Annotated in this window: 19 protein-coding genes; 5 read left to right on the forward strand and 14 right to left on the reverse strand. The window is 60.6% G+C overall.

Going from position 1 to position 21,693, the window contains the following annotated elements; genetic code table 11:
- A partial coding sequence (locus AC0TNJ_RS10310; RefSeq protein ID WP_473770730.1) for an IS3 family transposase occupies nucleotides 1–112 on the forward strand: 112 nt, incomplete at its 5' end.
- 228 nt (nucleotides 113–340) lie between these two features.
- Here AC0TNJ_RS10310 and selB read toward each other — a convergent pair.
- The 6 genes from selB to fdnG all read right to left on the reverse strand — a co-directional run bounded on the left by selB (nucleotide 341) and on the right by fdnG (nucleotide 9,420).
- Nucleotides 341–2,284: a selenocysteine-specific translation elongation factor gene (gene selB, locus AC0TNJ_RS10315; RefSeq protein WP_473771036.1), complete on the reverse strand. Its 1,944-nt coding sequence runs from the start codon at nucleotides 2,282–2,284 to the stop codon at nucleotides 341–343.
- Nucleotides 2,281–3,684: an L-seryl-tRNA(Sec) selenium transferase gene (selA, locus tag AC0TNJ_RS10320; RefSeq protein WP_473771037.1), complete on the reverse strand. Its 1,404-nt coding sequence runs from the start codon at nucleotides 3,682–3,684 to the stop codon at nucleotides 2,281–2,283. The genes selB and selA overlap by 4 nt, the downstream gene beginning before the upstream one ends.
- A gap of 6 nt (nucleotides 3,685–3,690) precedes the next feature.
- Nucleotides 3,691–4,602: a formate dehydrogenase accessory protein FdhE gene (gene fdhE / locus AC0TNJ_RS10325; RefSeq protein WP_473771038.1), complete on the reverse strand. Its 912-nt coding sequence runs from the start codon at nucleotides 4,600–4,602 to the stop codon at nucleotides 3,691–3,693.
- Between the two features lie 73 nt (nucleotides 4,603–4,675).
- A complete protein-coding gene (locus AC0TNJ_RS10330) occupies nucleotides 4,676–5,383 on the reverse strand; it encodes a formate dehydrogenase subunit gamma (protein ID WP_473767680.1) in 708 nt (235 codons plus the stop codon).
- Nucleotides 5,380–6,321: a formate dehydrogenase subunit beta gene (gene fdxH, locus AC0TNJ_RS10335; protein ID WP_473767681.1), complete on the reverse strand. Its 942-nt coding sequence runs from the start codon at nucleotides 6,319–6,321 to the stop codon at nucleotides 5,380–5,382. Before fdxH ends, AC0TNJ_RS10330 begins: the two co-directional genes overlap by 4 nt.
- A 12-nt stretch (nucleotides 6,322–6,333) precedes the next feature.
- Nucleotides 6,334–9,420 carry a formate dehydrogenase-N subunit alpha gene (gene fdnG / locus AC0TNJ_RS10340; RefSeq protein WP_473771039.1) on the reverse strand — a complete coding sequence of 1,029 codons (3,087 nt, stop codon included), beginning with the start codon at nucleotides 9,418–9,420 and terminating at the stop codon, nucleotides 6,334–6,336.
- A 503-nt stretch (nucleotides 9,421–9,923) separates the two neighbouring features.
- Here fdnG and AC0TNJ_RS10345 point away from each other — a divergent pair.
- The 4 genes from AC0TNJ_RS10345 to can all read left to right on the forward strand — a co-directional run bounded on the left by AC0TNJ_RS10345 (nucleotide 9,924) and on the right by can (nucleotide 14,321).
- Complete coding sequence (locus AC0TNJ_RS10345; RefSeq protein ID WP_473771040.1) at nucleotides 9,924–11,024, forward strand: transglutaminase-like domain-containing protein; 1,101 nt, start codon at nucleotides 9,924–9,926, stop codon at nucleotides 11,022–11,024.
- Nucleotides 11,025–11,037: 13 nt separating this feature from the next.
- The gene (selD, locus tag AC0TNJ_RS10350; protein WP_473771041.1) at nucleotides 11,038–12,090 is read left to right on the forward strand and encodes a selenide, water dikinase SelD; all 1,053 of its coding nucleotides are present in this window, start codon (nucleotides 11,038–11,040) and stop codon (nucleotides 12,088–12,090) included.
- A 169-nt stretch (nucleotides 12,091–12,259) separates the two neighbouring features.
- Nucleotides 12,260–13,549 (forward strand): solute carrier family 23 protein, encoded by a 1,290-nt coding sequence (locus AC0TNJ_RS10355; RefSeq protein ID WP_473771042.1) that lies wholly within the window; start codon nucleotides 12,260–12,262, stop codon nucleotides 13,547–13,549.
- Between the two features lie 109 nt (nucleotides 13,550–13,658).
- Nucleotides 13,659–14,321 carry a carbonate dehydratase gene (can, locus tag AC0TNJ_RS10360; RefSeq protein ID WP_473771043.1) on the forward strand — a complete coding sequence of 221 codons (663 nt, stop codon included), beginning with the start codon at nucleotides 13,659–13,661 and terminating at the stop codon, nucleotides 14,319–14,321.
- Here the strand turns inward: can and AC0TNJ_RS10365 are convergent.
- From AC0TNJ_RS10365 to AC0TNJ_RS10400, 8 genes are read right to left on the reverse strand one after another with little or no spacing between them, the layout of a single operon-like run.
- Entirely contained in the window at nucleotides 14,306–14,725 is a 420-nt protein-coding gene (locus AC0TNJ_RS10365; RefSeq protein WP_473771044.1) for an acyl-CoA thioesterase, read from the reverse strand. The two genes, can and AC0TNJ_RS10365, sit on opposite strands and share 16 nt — an antisense overlap.
- Nucleotides 14,722–15,750: a histone deacetylase family protein gene (locus AC0TNJ_RS10370; RefSeq protein WP_122001206.1), complete on the reverse strand. Its 1,029-nt coding sequence runs from the start codon at nucleotides 15,748–15,750 to the stop codon at nucleotides 14,722–14,724. Before AC0TNJ_RS10370 ends, AC0TNJ_RS10365 begins: the two co-directional genes overlap by 4 nt.
- Nucleotides 15,747–16,274 carry a GNAT family N-acetyltransferase gene (locus tag AC0TNJ_RS10375; RefSeq protein WP_473771045.1) on the reverse strand — a complete coding sequence of 176 codons (528 nt, stop codon included), beginning with the start codon at nucleotides 16,272–16,274 and terminating at the stop codon, nucleotides 15,747–15,749. Before AC0TNJ_RS10375 ends, AC0TNJ_RS10370 begins: the two co-directional genes overlap by 4 nt.
- The gene (gene kce, locus AC0TNJ_RS10380) at nucleotides 16,274–17,221 is read right to left on the reverse strand and encodes a 3,5-dioxohexanoate:acetyl-CoA acetone transferase (RefSeq protein ID WP_473771046.1); all 948 of its coding nucleotides are present in this window, start codon (nucleotides 17,219–17,221) and stop codon (nucleotides 16,274–16,276) included. Before kce ends, AC0TNJ_RS10375 begins: the two co-directional genes overlap by 1 nt.
- A gap of 12 nt (nucleotides 17,222–17,233) precedes the next feature.
- On the reverse strand, nucleotides 17,234–18,601 hold the full coding sequence (locus AC0TNJ_RS10385) for an aminotransferase family protein (RefSeq protein ID WP_473771047.1): 1,368 nt from the start codon (nucleotides 18,599–18,601) through the stop codon (nucleotides 17,234–17,236).
- Nucleotides 18,602–18,613: 12 nt separating this feature from the next.
- Entirely contained in the window at nucleotides 18,614–20,254 is a 1,641-nt protein-coding gene (locus tag AC0TNJ_RS10390) for a N,N-dimethylformamidase beta subunit family domain-containing protein (RefSeq protein ID WP_473771048.1), read from the reverse strand.
- A 9-nt stretch (nucleotides 20,255–20,263) separates the two neighbouring features.
- Complete coding sequence (locus AC0TNJ_RS10395; RefSeq protein ID WP_473771227.1) at nucleotides 20,264–21,010, reverse strand: amino acid ABC transporter ATP-binding protein; 747 nt, start codon at nucleotides 21,008–21,010, stop codon at nucleotides 20,264–20,266.
- A 23-nt stretch (nucleotides 21,011–21,033) separates the two neighbouring features.
- Nucleotides 21,034–21,693, reverse strand: coding sequence for an amino acid ABC transporter permease (locus AC0TNJ_RS10400; RefSeq protein WP_473771049.1), 660 nt, complete (start codon nucleotides 21,691–21,693; stop codon nucleotides 21,034–21,036).

Raw genomic sequence — 21,693 nt, forward strand, 5'->3', positions numbered from 1 at the left:
TATCAATGAAGTTGATGGCTACATTCGGTGGTACAACGAGAAACGGATCAAGATATCGCTTGGCGCTCGAAGCCCAATCGAATATCGAAACAGTCTTGGCTTTGTGACGTAAAACCAGTCCAAGTTTTTATCCGCACCCCCCCGGGTCAGTTCTCAGTGGCAATCAACAGTGAATCTCATATTTCTGCAAGTGATCAAATAGAAGCCACAGGAAACGCCTTATTAATAACGTGAGAGCTCTCTATGAAGTTGTCAGCCGACATAAGACGTCGGATGCTCCGTTACCCAACTATTCGATAGCAGAGACCCTCTGCGTTGCGCTGCTGTGACGCTCACGACATTATCCCCCTTGAGCGAAATCGCCGAACAAGTCCAGCTTGCGGCGGTTAAGGCGGCGCATGTCCCCACGCCTTATCGTGACGCTGTTGCGGTCGAAGAATTCCAATATCTGGATTGCCACCTTGCGGCCGCTATCGACCCGGTCACGAAAGCGCGCCGCGATGAACCAGCCGCTGTCGAAGGCCGCATCCATATCTGACAATATGCCAATCATTTCGGCGATCGTCGCCCGCAGGAAGAAGTGGTCGTGCGCCACTTCATGCACCCGGCCCATGCGCCCGGCGAGCTTGAGCAGGCGGCGAATATCCTCCTCCCGCTCGTCGAGGACACCCGCAATATCGCGCACGCGCGGCGGACGGAAACGGGCGGCGCCGCCAAGCAGCGGCGCGATGCGCTGCCAGAGCGCCTCGTCGGCATCGCTCATCGTCACTTCATGATCGCGAAGGCGCAGCCACGCACCGTCCAGTCTCAAAAGGTCGGCCTCGACCAGCGCGGCAATGGCGGCGCGAAAAGCCGGTGCGGGCAGGCGCGGTTTCAACAACAGGCGCAGCCGTTCGACACCCATGCCGATCAGGTCCGGATTTTCCGCATGAAAAACACCAAGGCGCGCCAGAATATCCTCACGCAGTGCATTCCACCGCTCCGGCAACAGCAGGAGCACGGAATTCGGCTGCGGCAGCATCACGGCATCGAGCGCTTGCGCCAGACCTTGCGGATCGTCGGCCAAGGCGCGGTCGCGCAGGAATGCCGCCGCATCAAGATAATAAGGCTCGCCAGACAGCAGCGCCCGTGCCGCCTGCACGGGATCATCGATGGAATGAGCGTCGAGTTGCGCCATGCGCTCCGGGCTGCGGCGCTTGCGCTGCGGCGGGCGCAAATCCAGAAAACGACCGCCGCCGATGGTGCGTTGTGCAGAAACATCCCGGATGACGAAACGATCCCCCGCCGCCGCCGCAATGGGGCGATCCAGCACCAGTTGCACCCGGTCTTCCGCGCCGGGCCGCAGCTCCTCATCCCGCAGAAGCACGATGCGCGCCCCAACCTCGGCTGCGGCATGATGCAGGCGGACCGGGAACCACTGGCCGACCGGTTTTTTCTCCGAAGGCAGGATTTGCAGCGATGCATCAATGCGGTCCGCGGGGCGGTGAAGGCCGGGCGGCACCAGCATGTCGCCCCGATGCACCGCCTCTTTCGCTATGCCCTCGCCCGCCAGATTGAGCGCGCATCGATCACCCGCCTCAGCAGTTTCGCTCGGCCTGTTCTGCGCATGGATGGTGCGGACACGCGCTTCCCTGCCGGACGGGCTGATGAGAAGATGGTCGCCGGTGGCGACCTTGCCGGAAAGCACCGTGCCGGTGACCACGGTTCCAGCGCCCTTGAGCGTAAAGGAACGATCCACCGCAAGACGAAAACGTCCCGAGGCCCGGCGCCCGCCGAATGCATGCGCTTCATTTTCCAGCAAGGTTCTGAGTTCGCCGACCCCGGCCCCGGAAACAGTGGAGACCGCCAGGACAGGAATATCGGCCAGTCCCGTCAGCGCCAGTTCATTGCGGATGGCGATTTCGACCTCTGCGAGGCGTTCCGGCGCGGCAAGATCGGATTTGGTGATGACGGCGACGCCGCGCCGGATGCCGAGCAGATTGACGATTGCCAGATGTTCCCGCGTTTGCGGCATGATCCCGTCATCGGCGGCGACGACCAGCATGACGAAATCAATGCTCGCCGCCCCGGCAAGCATCGTATGCACGAATTTTTCATGCCCCGGCACGTCGACAAAGCCGAGAATATGCTTTTCATCGCCGGAGAGAGGCAGATAGGCAAAGCCGAGATCGATGGAAATTCCGCGTTCTTTTTCTTCTTTCAGCCGATCCGTATCGACCTTGGTCAGCGCGCGCACCAGCGCGGTCTTGCCATGATCGATATGTCCCGCCGTTCCGACGATCATGAACGGCGCGCCGCAAGAGACGACAGATTGTGCAGAAAGCCGTCTTCATCCTCAAGGCAGCGCAGATCGAGCACGAAGGCACCCTTTTCGATCCGCCCGATGACGGGCAGAGGCAAAGCGCGCAATGAACTGGCAAGCGCTGTCAGCGCCGTGCCGCTGCCATCCTTCGGCACAATCGACAATCCGGCGCTTGGAACCGTTGAAAGCGGCAATGCGCCGGAGCCGATCTGGCTGGCGCAATCCGTCACCGCCACAGTGAAAGCCGGACCAAGCGCTTTTTCAAGCTGCGGTTTCAGCCTCGCCGCCTGCGCGGCGATTTCCGGCTGCGGGCGCGCGAGATAGCGGATGGTCGGCAGCTTTTCGGAAAGCCGTTCCGGGTTGCGATAAAGTTTCAGCGTCGCTTCCAGGGCCGCCAGCCTGATCTTGTCGACCCGCAAGGCGCGCTTCATCGGGTTCTTGTTGATGCGGGCAATCAAATCGCGCCGCCCGACGATGAACCCCGCCTGCGGTCCGCCGAGAAGCTTATCGCCGGAAAAGGTGACAATATCCGCACCTTCGGCAACCGCCTCACGCACTGTCGGCTCATGGGCGAGGCCGAAAGCAGCCAGATCGGCAAGCGTGCCGGAGCCAAGATCATTGACCAGTGGCACGCCCTTGCCTCGCGCGATTGCCGCCAGTTCCGGTGCCGTGACTTCCCGCGTGAAACCTTCGATGCGGTAATTGGAGGTGTGGACCTTCAGCACAAGGCCGGTATCGGGGTTGATTGCATTCTCGTAATCACGCGGATGGGTGCGGTTGGTGGTGCCGACTTCGACAAGCCGCGTCCCGGCGCGGGTCATGATGTCCGGCATGCGGAACGCGCCGCCGATCTCGATCAGTTCGCCACGCGACACAATGGCTTCCTTGCCCGATGCAAGGCTGTTCAGCACCAGAAGCACCGCGGCGGCATTGTTGTTGACGACGGTTGCGTCTTCCGCGCCCGTCAGTTCGCAGACAAGTGCGCGCAGATGGTCGTCGCGCTCGCCACGCGATCCCGAGGCGAGATCGAATTCAAGTGAAACGGCCTGCCGCATGGCTTGTGTGGCGGCCTCGATAGCGGCGTCGGCAAGGATAGCGCGACCCAGATTGGTGTGCAGAACGGTTCCCGTCAGGTTGAACACCGGGCGCAGGCTCGACTGCCCGGATGCTGCAAGCAGATGGAGAGCCCGTTCCGCCAGATGCGTATTGCTGGAGAGCGAAGCACCGGATTTCACCGCCTCGCGCTCGTCGTGCAGAACCTTGCGAACGGCCTCCGTCAGCGATGCGTGGCCGAAATTCTCCGCTGCCTCGGCAAGTTCGGGCATGTGCAGGATGGCGTCCACAGACGGCAGATGACGCAGTGAAGTCTTGATCTGGTCCATGCCGCCTCACAATCCGGCAAGAAGCGGGGAGAAGCCACCTCGCCTGTAAGACGTCTCGCGCATCAGCATATCGAGGCCAAGGCTTGCAACATCGTCGGCCACCGGATCGGCATCCGCCGACAGATGCTGGTAGATGATCTTGACCCAGCTTTGGCATTCGTCGCAGGTTTCGGCCTTGATGATGCCGCCGCCTTCTTCAACATGCTTGTAGCCAATGCCCTTTGTGGAACCGCAGCACACGCATTTGACCCGCACATAATGCCAGAGCGTGTTGCACACGGAACAGGAGCAGAAGCGCGCGCCATGCGCACCGAGCCAGCCGACGACCATCGAGCTTGACGGCATGCTGCCGCAAGACGGGCAGACGCCATCGGCGACCGGCTTCACCGATTTGGCGTCGAGCGCCGAGGCGAGCCGCGTGAAATGGAGCTGCAATCCCGCCCAGATATAGATATGTTCGGCAATCGCTTCCGGCGGCAGAACCCCGGCGAAAAGCGCCTCGATCATCCGGCGGCGCTCATCAGTGCTGCTTTGCGCCACACGCTCCAGCGCATCGGCGGCATCCTGCGGCTTGGCGATTGTGTCGGCGCGCGCGAAAAGCCGGTCGAAGATGGTGTCGAGCGCCTCGTCCGATAGGACATCCGCACGATCGATCGACGGCATGCCGAACTCGCGTCCCCGGTCGTTCTCCTGGAGCGCAACGACAGGACCGAGACCAGCCTCGATTTCTGACTGCGCCTCGCTCAGATCGGCGATGAATTCCAGATAGGGTTTCAGCGGGCTGACCGAGGCCAGAAGACGCAGGCGCTCCGCTCGTCTGGCGAAAAGTGCGCCGGGGTCCGGCAATTGCACGAAGGGTGGGGTCGATATTTCGCCGATGACCGTCGGGTCCGGCACCAGATCTTTCTTGCCTGCCATGTCACTCCTCACGAACCCAACGGGCCACGTGGACCACTGAATATGGTCGCCCTCAAATGACGACCGCGTAAGTTCAGGCGGCAGGCTTGCTGCCGCCCTGTTTCACTTTCTGCTTCGATGCCAGTTCGCGCAACCATTTGCGGTGGTGCCGCCATGCCCAGCCGCCGCTCACCGTGCCCCGCGTCATGGCATGAATGGTGCCCTTCACCCAGATCGCGGCATAGACATGCACGATCCAGACGCAGATTGCCGCCACCGCCGCCATGGAGTGAACAAACAAGGCCCAGCGCTGCTGGTTGATGCTGGTATAAGACCCGAAATATTCGTTCCAGATCATCAGGCCGGAACCGATCAGGATGATAATCAGGAGCGACATGGACCAGAAAACCAGCTTCTGACCGGCATTATATTTGCCGACTTCGGGCAGTTTTTCCTCATTGCCGGCAATCACGTCATTGGCCTGCGCCAGCCATTGGCTGTCTTCGCGCTTCCATAGATTGGCGCTCCAGAAGCGCAGAAAAAGCCCGAGGAAACTGAAGAACAGGACAACGCCGATCCATGGATGGATGGCGCGTGTCCATTGTCCGCCGCCGAACAGGCCCGACAGGAAAAACAGCGACGGATGAAACATGGCAAGGCCGGAGAGTGCCAGAAGCACGAGGCTGATGGCGGTGATCCAGTGGTTGAGGCGCGCGCCGCCGGAATAGCGATGCACCCGGACCGGCTTGCCGGGCTCTATGCCGTCGCCGCGTTCAACATCCTTGAAATCGGTCCTGCTCATGAGCTTTTTTCTCCCGTGAGCTTTTCGGCCTGTTCCTCGTCATGCTCCGTCACGACATTCGGCCCCTTGAAGATATAATGCAACAGACCCGCCGCCGCGGCCAGCCCCATTGCCGCCATGCCCGCATATTTGGACACGCCCTTCCACGCCTCGACAACCGGGCTGATGCGCGGATTGTTCGGCAGGTTGGCATAGATTTCAGGCTTGTCGGCATGATGCAGTACATACATGACATGCGTGCCGCCAACGCCCGGCGGATCGTAAAGCCCGGCATTTTCAAAGCCGCGCGATTTCAGGTCCTTTATGCGGCCATCGGCCCATTCCTTCATCTCGTCCTTGGTGCCATAGACGATGGCCTGCGTCGGGCAGGCCTTGGCGCAGGCTGGCCCTTGCCCCACCGCGATGCGGTCGGAACAGAGCGTGCATTTATAGGCCTTGTTCGTCACCGGCGAGATGCGCGGAATGTCGAACGGACAGCCCTTGATGCAATAGCCGCAGCCGATGCAGTTCTCATGGATGAAATCGACGATGCCATTGGAATATTGCACGATTGCGCCCGGCGCCGGGCAGGCCTTGAGACAGCCGGGGTCCTCGCAATGCATGCAGCCATCCTTGCGGATCAGCCATTCCAGATTGCCGGTATCGGGATTGTCCCACTCGGTAAAGCGCATCAGCGTGAAGGTATCGGGCGTCAGGTCGTGCGGATTGTCATAGACACCGACATTGACGCCCACTTCCTCATGCGTGTCGTTCCATTCGGCGCAGGCCGACTGGCAGGCCTTGCAGCCGATGCATTTCGACACATCGATGAGCTTCGCCACCTCGGTCTGGCGCTCAGTTGGCGGCGTCACGTTCGACGCCGACCGCCTGATCAGGTCCTTGTCACCGAAACGCGGCTGTTGCGGCGTGACATCGGGATTGGGAACGGGTGGAAACATCTCTAATCCCTCCTATGCCACTGGCGCGCTTGAGCGCTCGATATTGACCAGAAACGCCTTGAACTCCGGCGTCTCGATATTCGCGTCGCCGACGAAAGGCGTCAGCGAATTGGGGCCGAAGCCCTTGCGGGCGGCACCCATGAAGCCCCAATGGAGCGGGATGCCCACCACATGCACCGTCTTGCCGTCGCAGATGAGCGGCTTGATGCGCTTGGTGACCACGGCCTTGGCCTTGACCGAGCCGCGCTTCGACCACACGCGCACCCAGTCGCCCTTGGCGATGCCCTTTTCCTTCGCCAGCTCCTCCGAAATTTCCACGAAGAATTCCGGCTGCAGGACGGCGTTCACATGAACATGCTTGGTCCAGTAGTGGAAATGCTCCGTCAGACGGTAGGAGGTTGCGGCGTAAGGGAACTCCTCCGAAGCCGTTTCCGCGAACTGCTTGAAGTCGTCGTTGAAGACACGCGCCACCGGATTGCCCCGAACCTTCGGTGCAATCACATTGGCGACCGGCGATTCAAACGGCTCGTAATGGGCCGGGAACGGACCGTCGCGCATCATGCCGCGGCTGAACAGGCGCGAGGAGCCTTCCGCATTCATGATGAACGGCCCGACTTCCTGCGGCTTGGCGGTCGGCGCAATGTCCGGCACGTCATAGCCACTCCATTTCGAACCGTCCCACTCGATGAGCTTGCGGCTCGGGTCCCACGGCTTGCCGTCAATATCGGCGGAAGCGCGGTTATAGAGAATGCGGCGGTTGGCCGGCCATGCCCACGACCAGTTGAGATAGGCGCCCGTCTCATCCGGATCGTGATTGTCGCGGCGGGCCATATTGTTGCCCGCCTCGGTGAAGCAGCCGGAATAGATCCAGCAGCCCGATGCCGTCGAGCCGTCGTCGCGCAGCGCCGCGAAGCCGGACAGAAGCTTGCCCGCCTCGGCAACGACCTTGGTCGGATCGGTCGGGTCCGTCACCGTGGAAAGCGCGCGGCCGTTCAGTTCCTTGGCCAGCTCTTCCGCCGTCGGCTCGCCCTCATCCGCATAATCCCAGGTGACGTTGAGGATCGGATCGGGGAAAGCGCCGCCTTCCTTGCGATAAAGCTCCCGCAGCCGCAGGAAAATCTGCGCCATGATCCAGTTGTCGGTCTTCGCCTCGCCGGGTGGCGTTGCGCCGGGCCAGTGCCATTGCAGCCAGCGCCCGGAATTGGTGAGCGAACCCTCATCCTCGGCAAAGCAGGTGGAGGGAAGCTGGAACACTTCCGTCTGAATGGAAGCCGAATCCACATCGTTATATTCGCCGTGGTTTTCCCAGAAGCGCGAGGTTTCGGTTTCCAGCGGGTCCATGGTCACGAGGAATTTCAGCTTCGACAAGGCGTCGGTCAGCTTCTTGCGGTTCGGCACCGCCATCAGCGGATTGAACCCCTGACAGACATAGCCGTTGACCTTGCCTTCATGCATCATGTCGAAGATGCGCAGCATGTCGTAGTTCGGCACGTCAAGCTTCGGCAGCCAGTCATAGGCAAAGTCGTTCTCGACCGTCGCCGCATTGCCCCACATGGCCTTCTGGAAACTGACGAAGAACTTGCGATAGTTCTGCCAGTAGCTCATCTGGTTCGGGCGCAGCGGCTTGAAACCGCGTGTCGACATATAGGTCTCGAGATCGGTTTCCTTTTCGACCGGGATATTCATATAGCCCGGCAGGAGGTTGGACATGAGGCCAATATCGGTCAGCCCCTGAATGTTGGAGTGGCCGCGCAGCGCATTCATGCCGCCGCCGCGCACGCCGATATTGCCAAGGATAAGCTGCAGCATCGCCATGCAGCGAATGTTCTGCGATCCCTTAGAGTGCTGCGTCCAGCCGAGCGCATACATCGACGTCATCGTCTTGTCCGGCGCCGAGCATTCGGACATCATCTGCGCCACTTTCAGGAATTTCTCCTTCGGCGTGCCGCAGATGCGCTCCACCATTTCCGGCGTGAACACGGAAACATGCTGCTTCAACAGGTTCCACACGCAGCGCGGGTTCTGCAATGTGTCGTCGACGACCGCATAACCATCATCGCCAATCACATAGTCCCAGCTTGAGCGGTCATAATCCCGCTTTTCCTCGTCATAGCCGGTAAACAGCCCGTCCTTATATTCGAAGCCATCCTTGATGATGTAGCTGGCATTGGTGAAATGCTTCACATAATCCCACTGCACCTTGTCATTCTGGATGCAGTAATTGATGACGCCGAGCAGGAAGGCGATATCCGAGCCTTGCCGGATGGGCGCGTAGAAATCCGCGACCGATGCCGTGCGCGTGAAGCGCGGATCGACAACGATCAGCTTCGCGCCGCGATGGTGCTTGGCCTCCGTCACCCATTTGAAGCCGCACGGATGCGCTTCCGCCGCATTGCCGCCCATGACGACGACGAGATCGGTGTTCTTGATATCGGTCCAGGAGTTGGTCATTGCTCCACGGCCAAATGTTGGGGCGAGACTCGCCACCGTCGGGCCGTGTCAGACGCGTGCCTGGTTATCGAATGCAACTATGCCTGTGCTGCGCACCACCTTGTAGGTGAGGAACGCCGTTTCATTGGTGGTGGCCGAAGCCGCGAGGAAGCCAGTCGAGGTCCAGCGGTTGACCGTGGTGCCCGCCGCGTTCTTCGCGATGAAATTGGCGTCGCGGTCGTCCTTCAGATGCCGCGCGATACGGTCGAGCGCATCTTCCCAGGAAATCTGCTTGAATTCGGACGAGCCCGGCTCGCGCACCCGCGGATTTTTCAGGCGGGTTTCCGCCTTCACGAAATCCTTGAGCGCTGCGCCCTTCGGGCAAAGCGTGCCGCGATTGGTGGGGTGATCCGTATCGCCTTCGACGTGGATCAGTTCTGCCTTCTCGCCCTTGCGCACATCGCCCCTGGAATAAAGGATGACGCCGCAGGCGACCGAGCAGTAAGGACAGGTATTGCGGGTTTCGGTCGTATTGGTCAGCTTGAAGGGGCGAATGGATTCGGCATAGGCGCTTTCCACCGCACCGAAACCGAAGGACCCAAGCGCCGAAGCCGCCACCACCGCCCCCGTTCCGCCCAGAAACTGGCGGCGTGAGAGCTCCACATTCATTGCGCTGCACCTCCCTGACCCTCGGAAGAAATGCCAAAGCACATTCTTCCTTAAATTGGACTTGCCTGACAACAGTTCACCGCAATAAACCCAAGTTGTCAACCGAACGGCAGGTTAATTTAATTAACAATAAGACCTATTTATCAATAACATGAATTTCACTGTCATGTATTAATACATCAATCGTTTCACAGGATTGACTTGAAAGCGTGCCGGCTGATTGACGTTACCGTGTAAAAACGCCAGACTGACAAGGTGGCTTCTTTTGTTGCTCCCGAGTTTCGGGGCCTGAATTTTGAGCAGCTCCTGCCTCGCCTCGGCTTCCTTGCTCCGATGCGACGGGTTGGTTTGGCCCTCGGTTCAGGCAGTTTCCAACCGGGCAAAGCCGCATCCGGATTTCCTGAAATCATTGCATGTTCGACACTTTCCGGCCTGGAGGCCGCGAAGCGATTTTTCTCGCGCCAACGCAACAAGAGCAATTCAAAGCATAAAAGGGGATCGTCATGAACCGTCGGGAACTTCTCAAATCCGGCGCGGCCTGTGCCGCCGCCAGCATCCTGCCGAATTTTGCATTTGCCGCCTCCAACATATTCGCGCCGCAGCCTTCGGACTGGCGCAGCTTCGAGATCACCACCAGCATCACGCCTGCCGCTTCAAAGGAGGTCATTCGTGTCTGGGTTCCGCTGGCAGGGTTCAATGCCGATGACTGGAACCGCCCGGAGGGCAATCGCTGGACGACCAATGCCAAGGTCGCACGGCTCGACCGCGATCCGGCGAGCGGCACCGGCCTGCTTTATCTCGAATGGGATGGTGGCGAAGAAAACCCGCAGGCCGAAATCATCAGCCTCATCGCCACCCGCGACCGCGCAAGCAACCTTGATGCCTCGGTCAAGGCCGTGCCGCTGACCCGCGCCGAACGTGACCGCTATCTGGCCGGGACGCGCCTTGCGCCGGTCGATGGCATCGTCAAGCAAACCGCTGACAAGATCGTCGCGGGTGCGGACAACGATCAGGAGAAGGCCCACCGGATCTACGATTGGGTCGTCGCCAACACCTACAGGCGCGCCGCGACACGCGGCTGCGGTGACGGCAATATCGTCGCCATGCTCGACAGCGGCGATCTCGGCGGCAAATGCGCCGACATCAATCCGCTGTTCGTGGCCCTCGTCCGGGCAGCGGGAATCCCGGCTCGCGACCTTTATGGCGTGCGCGTTGCGCCTTCCGCCTTCGGCTACAAGAGCCTCGGCGCGAAGAACGAGGTCATCACCAAGGCCCAGCACTGCCGCGCCGAAATTTACCTCGACGGCATCGGCTGGGTGGCGACCGATCCGGCGGATGTACGCAAGGTGATGCTGGAAGAGGAAAAGGACGGGCTTGGTGCCGACGATCCGCGCGTCGCCGCCGTGCGGCAGAAGCTGTTCGGTTCATGGGAGGGCAACTGGATCGCCTTCAATGATGGCAGCGATATCGCCTTGCCGTCTTCGCATGGGCCGGAACTCGGCTTCCTCATGTATCCGCAGGCCGAAGTCGCAAGTGCCCGGTTGGACTGCCTCGATGCGGACAGTTTCCGCTACGCGATGACCGCGCGCGAGATAACCATATAATTCCGAGGGTATCATGGATATTGCATCGCCTATTCGTCTCAGCACGCTCGCCCATGGCGGCGGCTGCGGCTGCAAGCTCGCTCCAGCCGTTTTGCAGGACCTGCTGTCGGACCAGCCGATCATGCAGCCTTTCAGCCAACTTCTGGTCGGCACGGAAACCGGCGACGATGCCGCCGTCTGGCAGCTGGACGACGAAAACTGCGTGATCGCCACCACGGATTTCTTCATGCCGATGGTGGACGATCCGTTCGATTTCGGACGCATCGCAGCCACCAATGCGATATCCGACGTTTACGCCATGGGCGGAACACCGATCATGGCGCTGGCGATCCTCGGCATGCCGGTGAACAAGATGCCCGCCGAAATGATCCGTGAAATCCTGAAAGGCGGCTCCAGCATCTGCGCTGAAGCGGGCATTCCGGTCGCGGGCGGGCATTCCATCGATGCGCCGGAACCGATCTACGGACTAGCGGTCATCGGCACCTGCAAGCTTTCGAACCTGCGCAAGAACAGCGGCGCACGTCTAGGCGACACGTTGATCCTGACCAAGGGGATCGGCGTCGGCATCTATTCCGCCGCCTTCAAGAAACAGGAACTCGACCGCGCCGGTTATGAAGAAATGATGGCGTCGGTCACGCTCCTGAACCGGGTTGGCGCCGAACTCGGCAAGGATGACGCCGTCCACGCCGTCACCGATGTGACCGGCTTCGGCATTCTCGGCCATGCGCTGGAAATGGCGCGCGGCTCGAATGCAGGCATTACGCTGGACTATGCCGCCCTACCCTTTCTCCATCAGGCTGAACATCTGGCGCGGGGCGGTTTCGTCACCGGAGCCTCCACCCGAAACTGGGCAAGCTACGGCCATGATGTGCGGCTCCCCGGTAATTATCCGCTCTGGAAACAGCAATTGCTGACCGACCCGCAGACATCCGGCGGCCTTCTCGTATCCTGCGCGCCGGAGGAAGCTGAAAGGCTTCTGGGCAGCATCCGCACAGCCGGTTATCCCTCTGCAAGCATCATCGGAAAGGTGACGGATGATAAGGGCCGCGTGACTGTGGCCGATTGAATGGAATTGAGACGGCTCATCAACAGTTCGCTTCGCGGATAGGTCAACGCCCTCTGGAAATCGCTGCCGCGAGGCGATAAAGGCAATAGCGCGTCCCGAAAAGTGCGAAGCGGTTTTCGGAAAAGATGCGCGTAAAAAACAAATGGATAATATTTTCCAGAGGGACATTATGGGCTATTTTCCAAGTTGGCGTTTGACATCAAACGCCGTCGTGCTTCCCGACGAGCGCCTTCCAGCCTCCGCCGCCATTCCGATGGGCGTGCAGCATCTTCTTGCCATGTCCGGCTCGACCATCGTCGCGCCATTGCTGATGGGTTTCGATCCCAATGTGGCCGTCTTCTTTTCCGGCATCGGCACGCTTCTGTTCTTCCTGCTGACGGCAGGCCGAGTGCCGAGCTATCTCGGTTCATCCTTCGCATTCATCGCGGTCGTCATCGCCGCGACGGGCTATGGCGGCTCCGGCCCCAATCCCAATATCGCAATCGCGCTTGGCGGCATCATCGCCTGCGGCGCGCTTTATGCGCTTATCGGCCTTGTGGTCATGGCCATCGGCACGGGCTGGGTCGAACGGCTGATGCCCCCGGTCGTCACCGGCGCCATCGGCGTTTCCATCGGCCTCAACCTCGCGCCGGTTGCTGTCGGCCAGTTGAAGGGAAGCGGAACGCATATCACCATCGCTCTGCTTACCGTTCTCTGCATGGGCATGATCGCCGCCTATGGGCCGCGTGGAACCAAACGCCTGTCGGTGCTCTTTGCGCTGCTGTTCGGCTACCTGCTGGTCCTGATCCTCGGCAACGGCCTCGGCATCGTGCCGGGCATCGATTTCACCGCCGTCAGCAATGCCGCATGGTTCGGCCTACCGCATTTCACCGCGCCGGAGTTCAACTGGCAGGCGATCACCCTCATCGCGCCGGTCGCCATCGTGCTGGTGGCGGAAAACCTCGGCCACATCAAGGCGCTCGGTTCCATCACCGGCCAGAGCATGGACCGCTACATCGGCCGCGGCTTTCTCGGTGACGGCATCGCGACCATGATTTCCGGCTCGGGCGGCGGCACCGGCGTCACCACCTATGCGGAAAACATCGGCGTCATGGCGATGACCAAGGTCTATTCGACGCTGATCTTCGTTATCGCCGCCGTCATGGCGCTGATCCTCGGCATGTCGCCAAAATTCGGCGCGATCCTGCAAACAATCCCGGCTCCAGTTCTGGCCGGTCTTGCCGTTTCGGTGTTCGGCCTGATCGCTTCGGCCATGGCGCGCATCTGGATCGTCAACAAGGTGGATTTCGCGGATTCCCGCAACCTGTTCACCGCCGGCGTGGCGCTGATTTTCGGCGCTGGCGACTTCACCTTGAAGATCGGCGAATTCGCGCTCGGCGGCATTGCCACGTCGACCATTGCCGCACTGGTTTTCTATCAGCTGCTTGGCATCGGCCGCCGCGACAAGCCGGCCGAATAAAGCAAGCCAGCCAAATAAAACAGGAAAGAGCGGGCATCCGTCCGCTCCTTCTACTGCCGAAGCAGGTCCTGCTTGATTGGCATCAAATACTGCATCTCTATATTCGTCTATGTCCGAGAACGACGATCAATCGGATGAGACGGGTTCCATGCTGTCAGACCTTTTCGAACATAACCGGCAGTGGGCCGCGGAAAAACGCCGGGAAGACCCTGAATATTTCAGCCGGCTGTCATCCATGCAGCGCCCGGAATATCTCTGGATTGGCTGTTCCGACAGCCGGGTTCCGGCCAATGTCGTCACCGGATTGCAGCCGGGCGAAGTGTTCGTGCACCGCAATGTCGCCAACCTCGTCCACCGCGCCGATCTCAACCTGCTGTCGGTGCTTGAATTCGCGGTCGAGGTGCTGGAGATCAAACACATCATCGTCTGCGGTCATTATGGATGCGGCGGCGTGCGCGCCGCCATGGCCGGTTATGGCCACGGCATCATCGACAACTGGCTGCAGCCGGTGCGCGATATCGCGCAGGCCCATGAACAGGAGCTGGACCGCTTTACCGATCCCGAAGAGCGCCTGAACCGGCTTTGCGAGCTGACCGTCGCCTCGCAGGTGGAAAGCCTGTCGCGCACGCCGGTTCTGCAATCGGCCTGGAAACAGAACAAGGATATCGTCGTGCACGGCTGGATTTACGGCCTCAAGGATGGCCTGTTGCGCGACCTTGAATGCGACTGCACGAAAAGCGTGCTGCATTTTTCATGTCAGCAGACGGGATAATCCGCAAGCAGCTTTTCGGCCCTGATGCGCATGTCGGGCGCAAGTTCGGCTGAGCGCCGCACAATCTTGTCGAAATAGACAGACGTTACCTCATTGACCGCACGCAGTTCACCGTCGAGCGAACCCAACATCGCCTGGCGAAACATGATCGATGAGCGCCCGACTTTCAGCACTTGCGAATAGATCGTCAGCAGGTCTCCGGCTGGCACTTCCTGCTTATATTCGGTTGTCGAACGCACATCCGCCCAGCCGAATGCGTCATCGGGAACCTTCCCTGCAATGTGACCAAGCAATTGAAAGCTCGCATCGTCGAACATCGCCGCATAATGGCGGACATTCATATGCCCCATGACATCGCACATCCACGGATGCGCGACGCCGACAAAGGTAACGAGGCCGCTCATCGCGCCACCGACTGATAACCGCCGAGGAAGGCTGTGAGATTATCGCCGAGCGCATCGCACAGATAGCCGCCTTCCTGCACGATGACGGTCGGCAGGCGAAGCTTTGCGATTGCTTCGGCGATGCGTCCGAAACCTCCGGTCGTGACTGACAATCCGCCGAACGGGTCGCCCTCAAACGGGTCGAGGCCGAGTGCGACCACAATCGCATCGGGCGCGAAGGCTTCGATGCGGCGGAAGGCCGTGTCGAGCGACGCGAGGAACTCGGCGTCGCCCGATTTGCGCGGCAGCGGCAGGTTGAGATTGTAGCCAAGCCCCGCCCCTTCTCCGCGTTCGTCGGCGTGTCCCCAGAAGAATGGATAGAAACGCACGGGATCGGCATGGATGGAGACGGTCAGCACGTCGGGGCGAGAATAGAAAATGCCTTGTGTGCCGTTGCCGTGATGCAGATCGACGTCGAGGATCGCCACGCGCTGGGCCTTTGAGCGCAGGCGCTCTGCCGCGACCGCCGAATTGTTGACGAAGCAGAAGCCGCCCGCCACATCGGCAAAGGCATGATGCCCCGGCGGGCGGCAAAGCGCATAGGCCGCCACCTCGCCGCCCAGCACCGCATCAGCGGCATCGACTGCGCTCCACGCACTCCAGCACACGCTTTCCCAAGTATGTTCAGCAATCGGGCAGGCCGTATCGGCCATGTGATAGCCGACCTGCCCCACGGCAGACGCCGGATAGCGGCCATCACGCGCCAGCGGATGGATGTTCGGAATTACTTCTTCCGATGCCTCCTCGATGCGCCGCCAGCGGGCATGGATGTGCTGAAGAAATTCCAGATATTCCGGCGTATGCACGGCTGCAATCGGGCCAAGGCCGTGATTTTGCGGGCGGATGATCTCGCAGCCTGCGGCCTTCGCACCAGCCAGCAGGCGCTCGACACGCTCCGGCTGTTCGGGGTTCGGCTGCGGCGCGCCGCTGGAAAGAAAGGCTTTCGGGTCGTGACGCTTCTGCTCGACGGCGTAAAAGGCTTTCATGACTGCTCCCTGCTTTGATTGATGCGGGCCAGGCGGGTGAAATCCTCGCCATAGGCGCCGTGATCGCGGTCGGATTCGATCCAGCCGATACCGAGCCGCTCATAAAATCTCTGCGCTGCAACATTGTCGCGGTCGACAGCCAGCCGCAGATAGACGCCGCCCCGCGCCATCGACCAGGAGGCGACATGGCGCAGAAGCACTTCGCCGATCCCGTTACCGCGAAAGGCTTCATCGACATAGAGGTCCTGCACATAGACGCCGGGCTTGCCGAACCATGTCGAGAAGATGGGAAAGAACAGGGCAAGCCCGGCAAATGCCCCGTCCACCTCGGCGATCAGGCTGGCGAAAGCAGCGTAGGGGCCGAAGCCGTAGCGGCGAAAATCCTCGACCGTGCTGGAGATTCTGTCGGCAGCGCCAAGCCCTTCGCCCATGATGCGGATCGCCTCATGGATCAATTCGGCATCGGCGGCTTCGCCAAGCCGTACCGTAACGCCTGTTTTGTTGTCCAACACGATTTTCGGCATCAGAACGCCACCCTGTCTCCGCCCTTGAGGCCCAGATATTCACGCGCCTCGTCGGGTGTCGCAACGTCCAGCGACAGGCCATCAAGGATGCTTCGGATGCGCCGTACCTGATCGGCATTGCTTTTGGCAAGCTGGCCGCGCCCGTCATAAAGGCTGTCTTCCAGCCCGACACGGACATTGCCGCCCATGGCTGCCGCCATGGTGATCATCGGGATCTGGTGCCGCCCTGCGGCCAGCACGGAGAAGGAATAATCGTCCCCGAACAGCTTGTCGGCAATCCGCTTCATATGCATGAGATTGTCGGGGTCTGCCCCGATGCCGCCCAGCACGCCAAAGACGAACTGGATGAACAGATGACCGGACACCAGCCCCCGGTCGCGGAAATGCGCCAGCGAATAGAGATGGCCGACATCGTAGCATTCGAATTCGAAGCGCGTGCCGCAGCCCTGCCCGAGACTGGTCAGAATGCCTTCCATATCCGCGAAAGTGTTCTTGAAGATCGAATGGCGCGTGGCTTCCAGCAGTTCCGGTTCCCACGCGTGTTTCCACTCGCGCGGCTTATCGAGTGCCGGGAACAGCGCGAAATTCATCGAGCCCATATTGAGCGAACACATTTCCGGCTGCGCCTTGAGCGGCGCGGCCAGCCGGTCTTCCAAAGTCATCAGCGACGAGCCGCCGGTGGAAATATTCACCACGGCAGATGTCGATTGCTTGATGCGCGGCAGGAACTGCATGAACAGGTCCGGATTGGCGGACGGCCTGCCGTCATGCGGATCGCGGGCGTGAAGATGCAGGATGGATGCGCCCGCTTCCGCCGCCGCAATGGCTTCGCTCGCAATCTCGTCCGGCGTCACCGGCAGATGTGGCGACATCGACGGCGTGTGCACCGAGCCTGTCACCGCGCAGGTGATGATCACCTTGCGACGCGTCTTCTTCTTGTCGGTCATGATCCGGTTTCCTCACGCATTTACAGGCAGATTGAGTTCACGCGCCAGAACCTCCAGCGTGTCGCCAAGAATGGCGGTGATCTCGCCGACCTGTTCGCGGCTAACGATCATCGGCGGGCAGACAAGGAAGTGATCGCCCTCGACGCCGCCGCGCGTGCGGCGCGAATAGATGATGAGCCCGCGCTCATAGGCGAGATCGACCATGCGCTGATGGGCATTCAACTCCTTCGGCAGCGGCTTCATGGTTTCAGGATCGGAAACAAATTCGGCAGCGAGCAGCAGACCCTTGCCGCGCACGTCGCCGATAAAGGGGAAGCGTTTTGCAAGCCCTTCCAGCTCGCCTTTCAGCGCATCGCCCATGCGGGCGGCATTGCCGACAAGGTCAAGACGATCAATCTCCTGCAACACCGCCTTGCCTGCCGCGCAGGCCAGCGGATTGCCGGCATAGGTGAAGCCATGCAGGAAGCCGCCCGCGTCCAGAACCGGCTGCACGATGCGGGCTGGTGCCGCCATCGCGCCTAGCGGGCAATAGCCGGAGGCAAAGCCCTTGGAAAGCGCAATCAGGTCCGGCTTGCAGTTCCAGTGGTCGCCGCCCAGAAACTTGCCGGTACGTCCGGCGCCGCTCATCACCTCGTCATGGATCAGCAGGATGCCATACCGATCACAGATTTCGCGGATGCGCGGATAATAGCTGTCGGGCGCAACAAGCGCGCCTGTGGACGCTCCGCCGATCGGCTCCATGATGAAGGCGAGCACGCTTTCAGGGCCTTCTTCCTGAATCTTTTCCTCCAGCATGTCGGCATATTTCTGGCCGCGCTGTTCCATCGAAAGATTGTCGCGGTCGAGATAGGCGGTCGGTGCCGGAACTTTCGGCATTTCACGCATGATCGGCGCGAAAGGCTCGCTCAAGGCCGCATAGCCGGTGACGGCGAGCGCGCCAAGCGTGCCGCCATGGTAGGATGGAAAGCGCGAGATCACTTTCCAGCGCTTGCCCTGCCCGGTGGCGACCGCCCATTGGCGGGCGAGCTTGATGCAGGATTCGACCGCTTCCGAACCGCCGGAAACGAAGAAAATCCTGTCCAGACCTTCCGGCATCCGCTCTGCGGCCATCCGCGCCAGATCTTCAGCCGGTTCATTTTCGAAATGCAGGCGATAGGCGAAGGTCACGCGATCCATCTGCTCTTTCATGGCATCAAGCACGTTGCGATTGCCATGGCCGATATTGACCACCATCGCGCCGCTCGACCCGTCGATGACGCGGCGTCCGTCCTGATCCCAGATGTAGATGCCCTCGGCGCGATCCACCAGCGGCCTGCGCAGGCGCGACTGGTAGAAAAGATGCGATGCCGGGCGTTCATTCTGTGCTTTTGTGTTGAGCATGGCGTTACTCTGTCAGCGCTTGAGATATTGGTTGAGAACATTGGCGGTCACGCGCTCGACCATGCGGTCGCCGCGCTTGAGGGCCGCCACCCATTCGCAGCTTCCGGCGTGGAAAACCTCGCCCTTGCCGCGCGGGAAATTGACGATCATGCCGCAGCCGCGCTTGATGCTTTCGACGGCTGCATCTCCATCATTGCCGATCAGCGTATCGGCCACGAATTTGGCATCGGCATCGGAAAGAAACTGGTCGTCGGCTGGAATATCCGCGCTCTCTTCCTTGAGCGACGACATGCCGAGCGCCAATATCTGCAATCCATCCGGCGCGCCGCTGCCTTCTTCCGGCTCCGGCAGACCGCCCCGGATCACATAATCTAGCCCGTCAACTTCATAACCAAAGGCGTGACCATCCGCGCCGAGAAGATCGCCGTAATAGATGCCGGTGCCAGCAAAGGCCCAGTGTTCGGGGCGATAGACCGGGAAACCGCGCACGCCGCGCGGGGCGCAACCGCCCCAGCCGACATATAGCCCGCGCAATGCGTTGAGGCCGAATGTTTGAGCGGCTGGCCGCCCGGTTTCTTTCGCTTCCCAGCAACCGCTGGTGCGGCGCGGATCGGCGGAGCGATAGACCGGGTCTTCAGCGCGGGCGCGATATTTGTAGCAGGTCTGGCGCTTGCCATTATCCTCAAGCCGGGTCTGCCACATGAAGTTGCCGGCAAAACGTGCCGCACGACCGCCGCCATCGACATAATTGTCGACGGCATCGCGCATTTCCCATGTCCAATATTCGTCGTGACCGACAAAAACCACGCAGTCATAACCGTCGAGGATTTCCGGCGAGAAATGCAATTCGTGCTGGCTGGCGAGATCGACCGCATAGCCTTCCCGCTCGGCCCAGCGGAAGAACAGGCTGTCATAGCTTGCCCAGCCGGAAGACGCATATTTCTTGGAATAGCCATTGGCATAAGCCCATTCCATATGCGGATAGCGCGGGGGGCTGGCTGGCGGCGTCACAAATTCCAGCGGCACGCGCGGCGCGTCGGATGGCAGCAGCGCGAAGCCACGACAGAACGGGCGCTCGATGCTCACCGTCGTCGCATATTGATCGCCATTTTGCCCGGTAATGCCCTGATAATGGTTGGAACCGCCCCAGGTGTTATAGGCGGTCCATGTGCCGGTTGCCGCGACTTGCAGGATACGGCCTGGCTTGCGGCCCGCCGCAGGACGCAGGATGAACAGGTGATGGCAATGGATCGGCTCTCCGTCATCGCCATGCGCTTTCAGCGTGATGCGATAAGCGCCGGAAGGCCAGTTCTCATCCGTCCTGAAGGCAAACGTCGTTTCCCATCCGCAGCCGACAACCGAACATTGCGCCGGTGTTTCCTGCCATTTGCAATCTATCCCGCGCTTGGCGAAGACTGGCGTTTCCACCGCCCCGTCCCGCACGATCTCGATATCGAAACGCGAGGCGGTCGCGCTTACCTGCAAATGGACGGTCGCGCCCGGCGGGTAGGAATAGGCGTCGGTGTAGCACCAGATTTCACCGCGCGGACCGTCCATGCCGGGATATTCGTAATAATGGCCGAGGACAGCCTCGCGCCGCTGCGCCGGGGTCAGCCCGAAATCGGGAAAATCGCTAGCGGTTCTCTCGTTCATTGCGGCACCTCACGCAGCCAGATATTTCTTGAGGAAGGAACGGGTGCGCTCCTGTACCGGATTGCTCAAAATCTGGTCCGGCGGTCCTTCCTCCACCACCACGCCGCCATCCATGAACAGGATGCGGTCGGCGACCTCGCCCGCAAAACGCATCTCATGCGTGACGATCAGCATCGTCATGTGTTCGGCGGCAAGCTGCTTCATGACGGCGTTGACCTCATCCACCAGTTCCGGATCGAGCGCCGAGGTTGCCTCGTCAAACAGCATCACTTTCGGCTGCATGGCGAGCGCACGCGCAATGGCGACACGCTGCTTCTGACCGCCCGACAGGCGTGAGGGATAGACATCGATCTTGTCGGCAAGCCCCACCTTCGACAATAGCTCCAGCGCCAGAGCGCGGGCCGCATCCTTGGCCATGCCCTTGAGCTTGATCGGGCCGAGCGTGATGTTTTCCAGCACGGTCAGGTGCGGGAACAGGTTGAAGTGCTGGAACACCATGCCCATCTGCTGGCGCACCGCATTGATGTGCTTTTCAAAGGCCGGTCCAGCCAGTGGCTGGTTGACCTGCACGCCATCGAGCCAGACCTCGCCGCCATTCAGCGTTTCCAGATGATTGATCGACCGCAGAAGCGTGCTCTTGCCAGAGCCGCTCGGACCGATAATCGCAACGATCTGGCCGCGCGCTACGGAAAGGTCGATGCCTTTCAGCACTTCCAGCGCGCCGTAAGCCTTGCGGGCGCCCTTCACCTCGACCATCGGCTTTGCCGATTTGGAGCTGCTCATCGCGTGACCTCCACTTTTCTTTCGATGCGCCGCAGGCCTGCCTCGAGCACGAGATTGACCACGTAATAGATGGCCGCGACGGTGATATAGAATTCAAACGGGCTGAAGGTTTCGCTGATGGCAAGCTGGGCGCTGTGCACCAGTTCCGCAATGCCGATGATCGAAACCAGCGACGTATCCTTCAAAAGAACGATCATGTTGTTGCCGATGGGCGGGATCGTGTTGCGGATCGCCTGCGGAATGACAATATAGCGCAAGGCCTGACCATGGCTGAAACCGATGGAGCGGGCACCTTCCATCTGGCCCGGATCGACAGCCACAATGCCTGCGCGGATGATATCGGCATTATAGACCGCGAAATGCAGGCTGAGGCCGATTATGCCCGCGCCAAGCGCCGGGATATCGATGCCGATTTGAACCAGTCCGAAATAGATCAGGAACAGTTGCAGCAGAAGCGGCGTGCCCATGAACAGCCACATGAAGAACCGCACCGGCCATGCAAGGAATGCGGGCGCATAAAGCACCACCAGCGCAAATGCGATGCCGAGCACGAAGCTGAAGAAGGCGGAAGCAACGGTCAGAACCAGGGTCCACCAAAGGCCGGTCAGAAGCAGGTCCGTATAGGGAGAGACGATGCTGAAATCGAGAGCTTGCAT

Source organism: Ochrobactrum sp. PL_is483 (genome assembly GCF_055816855.1).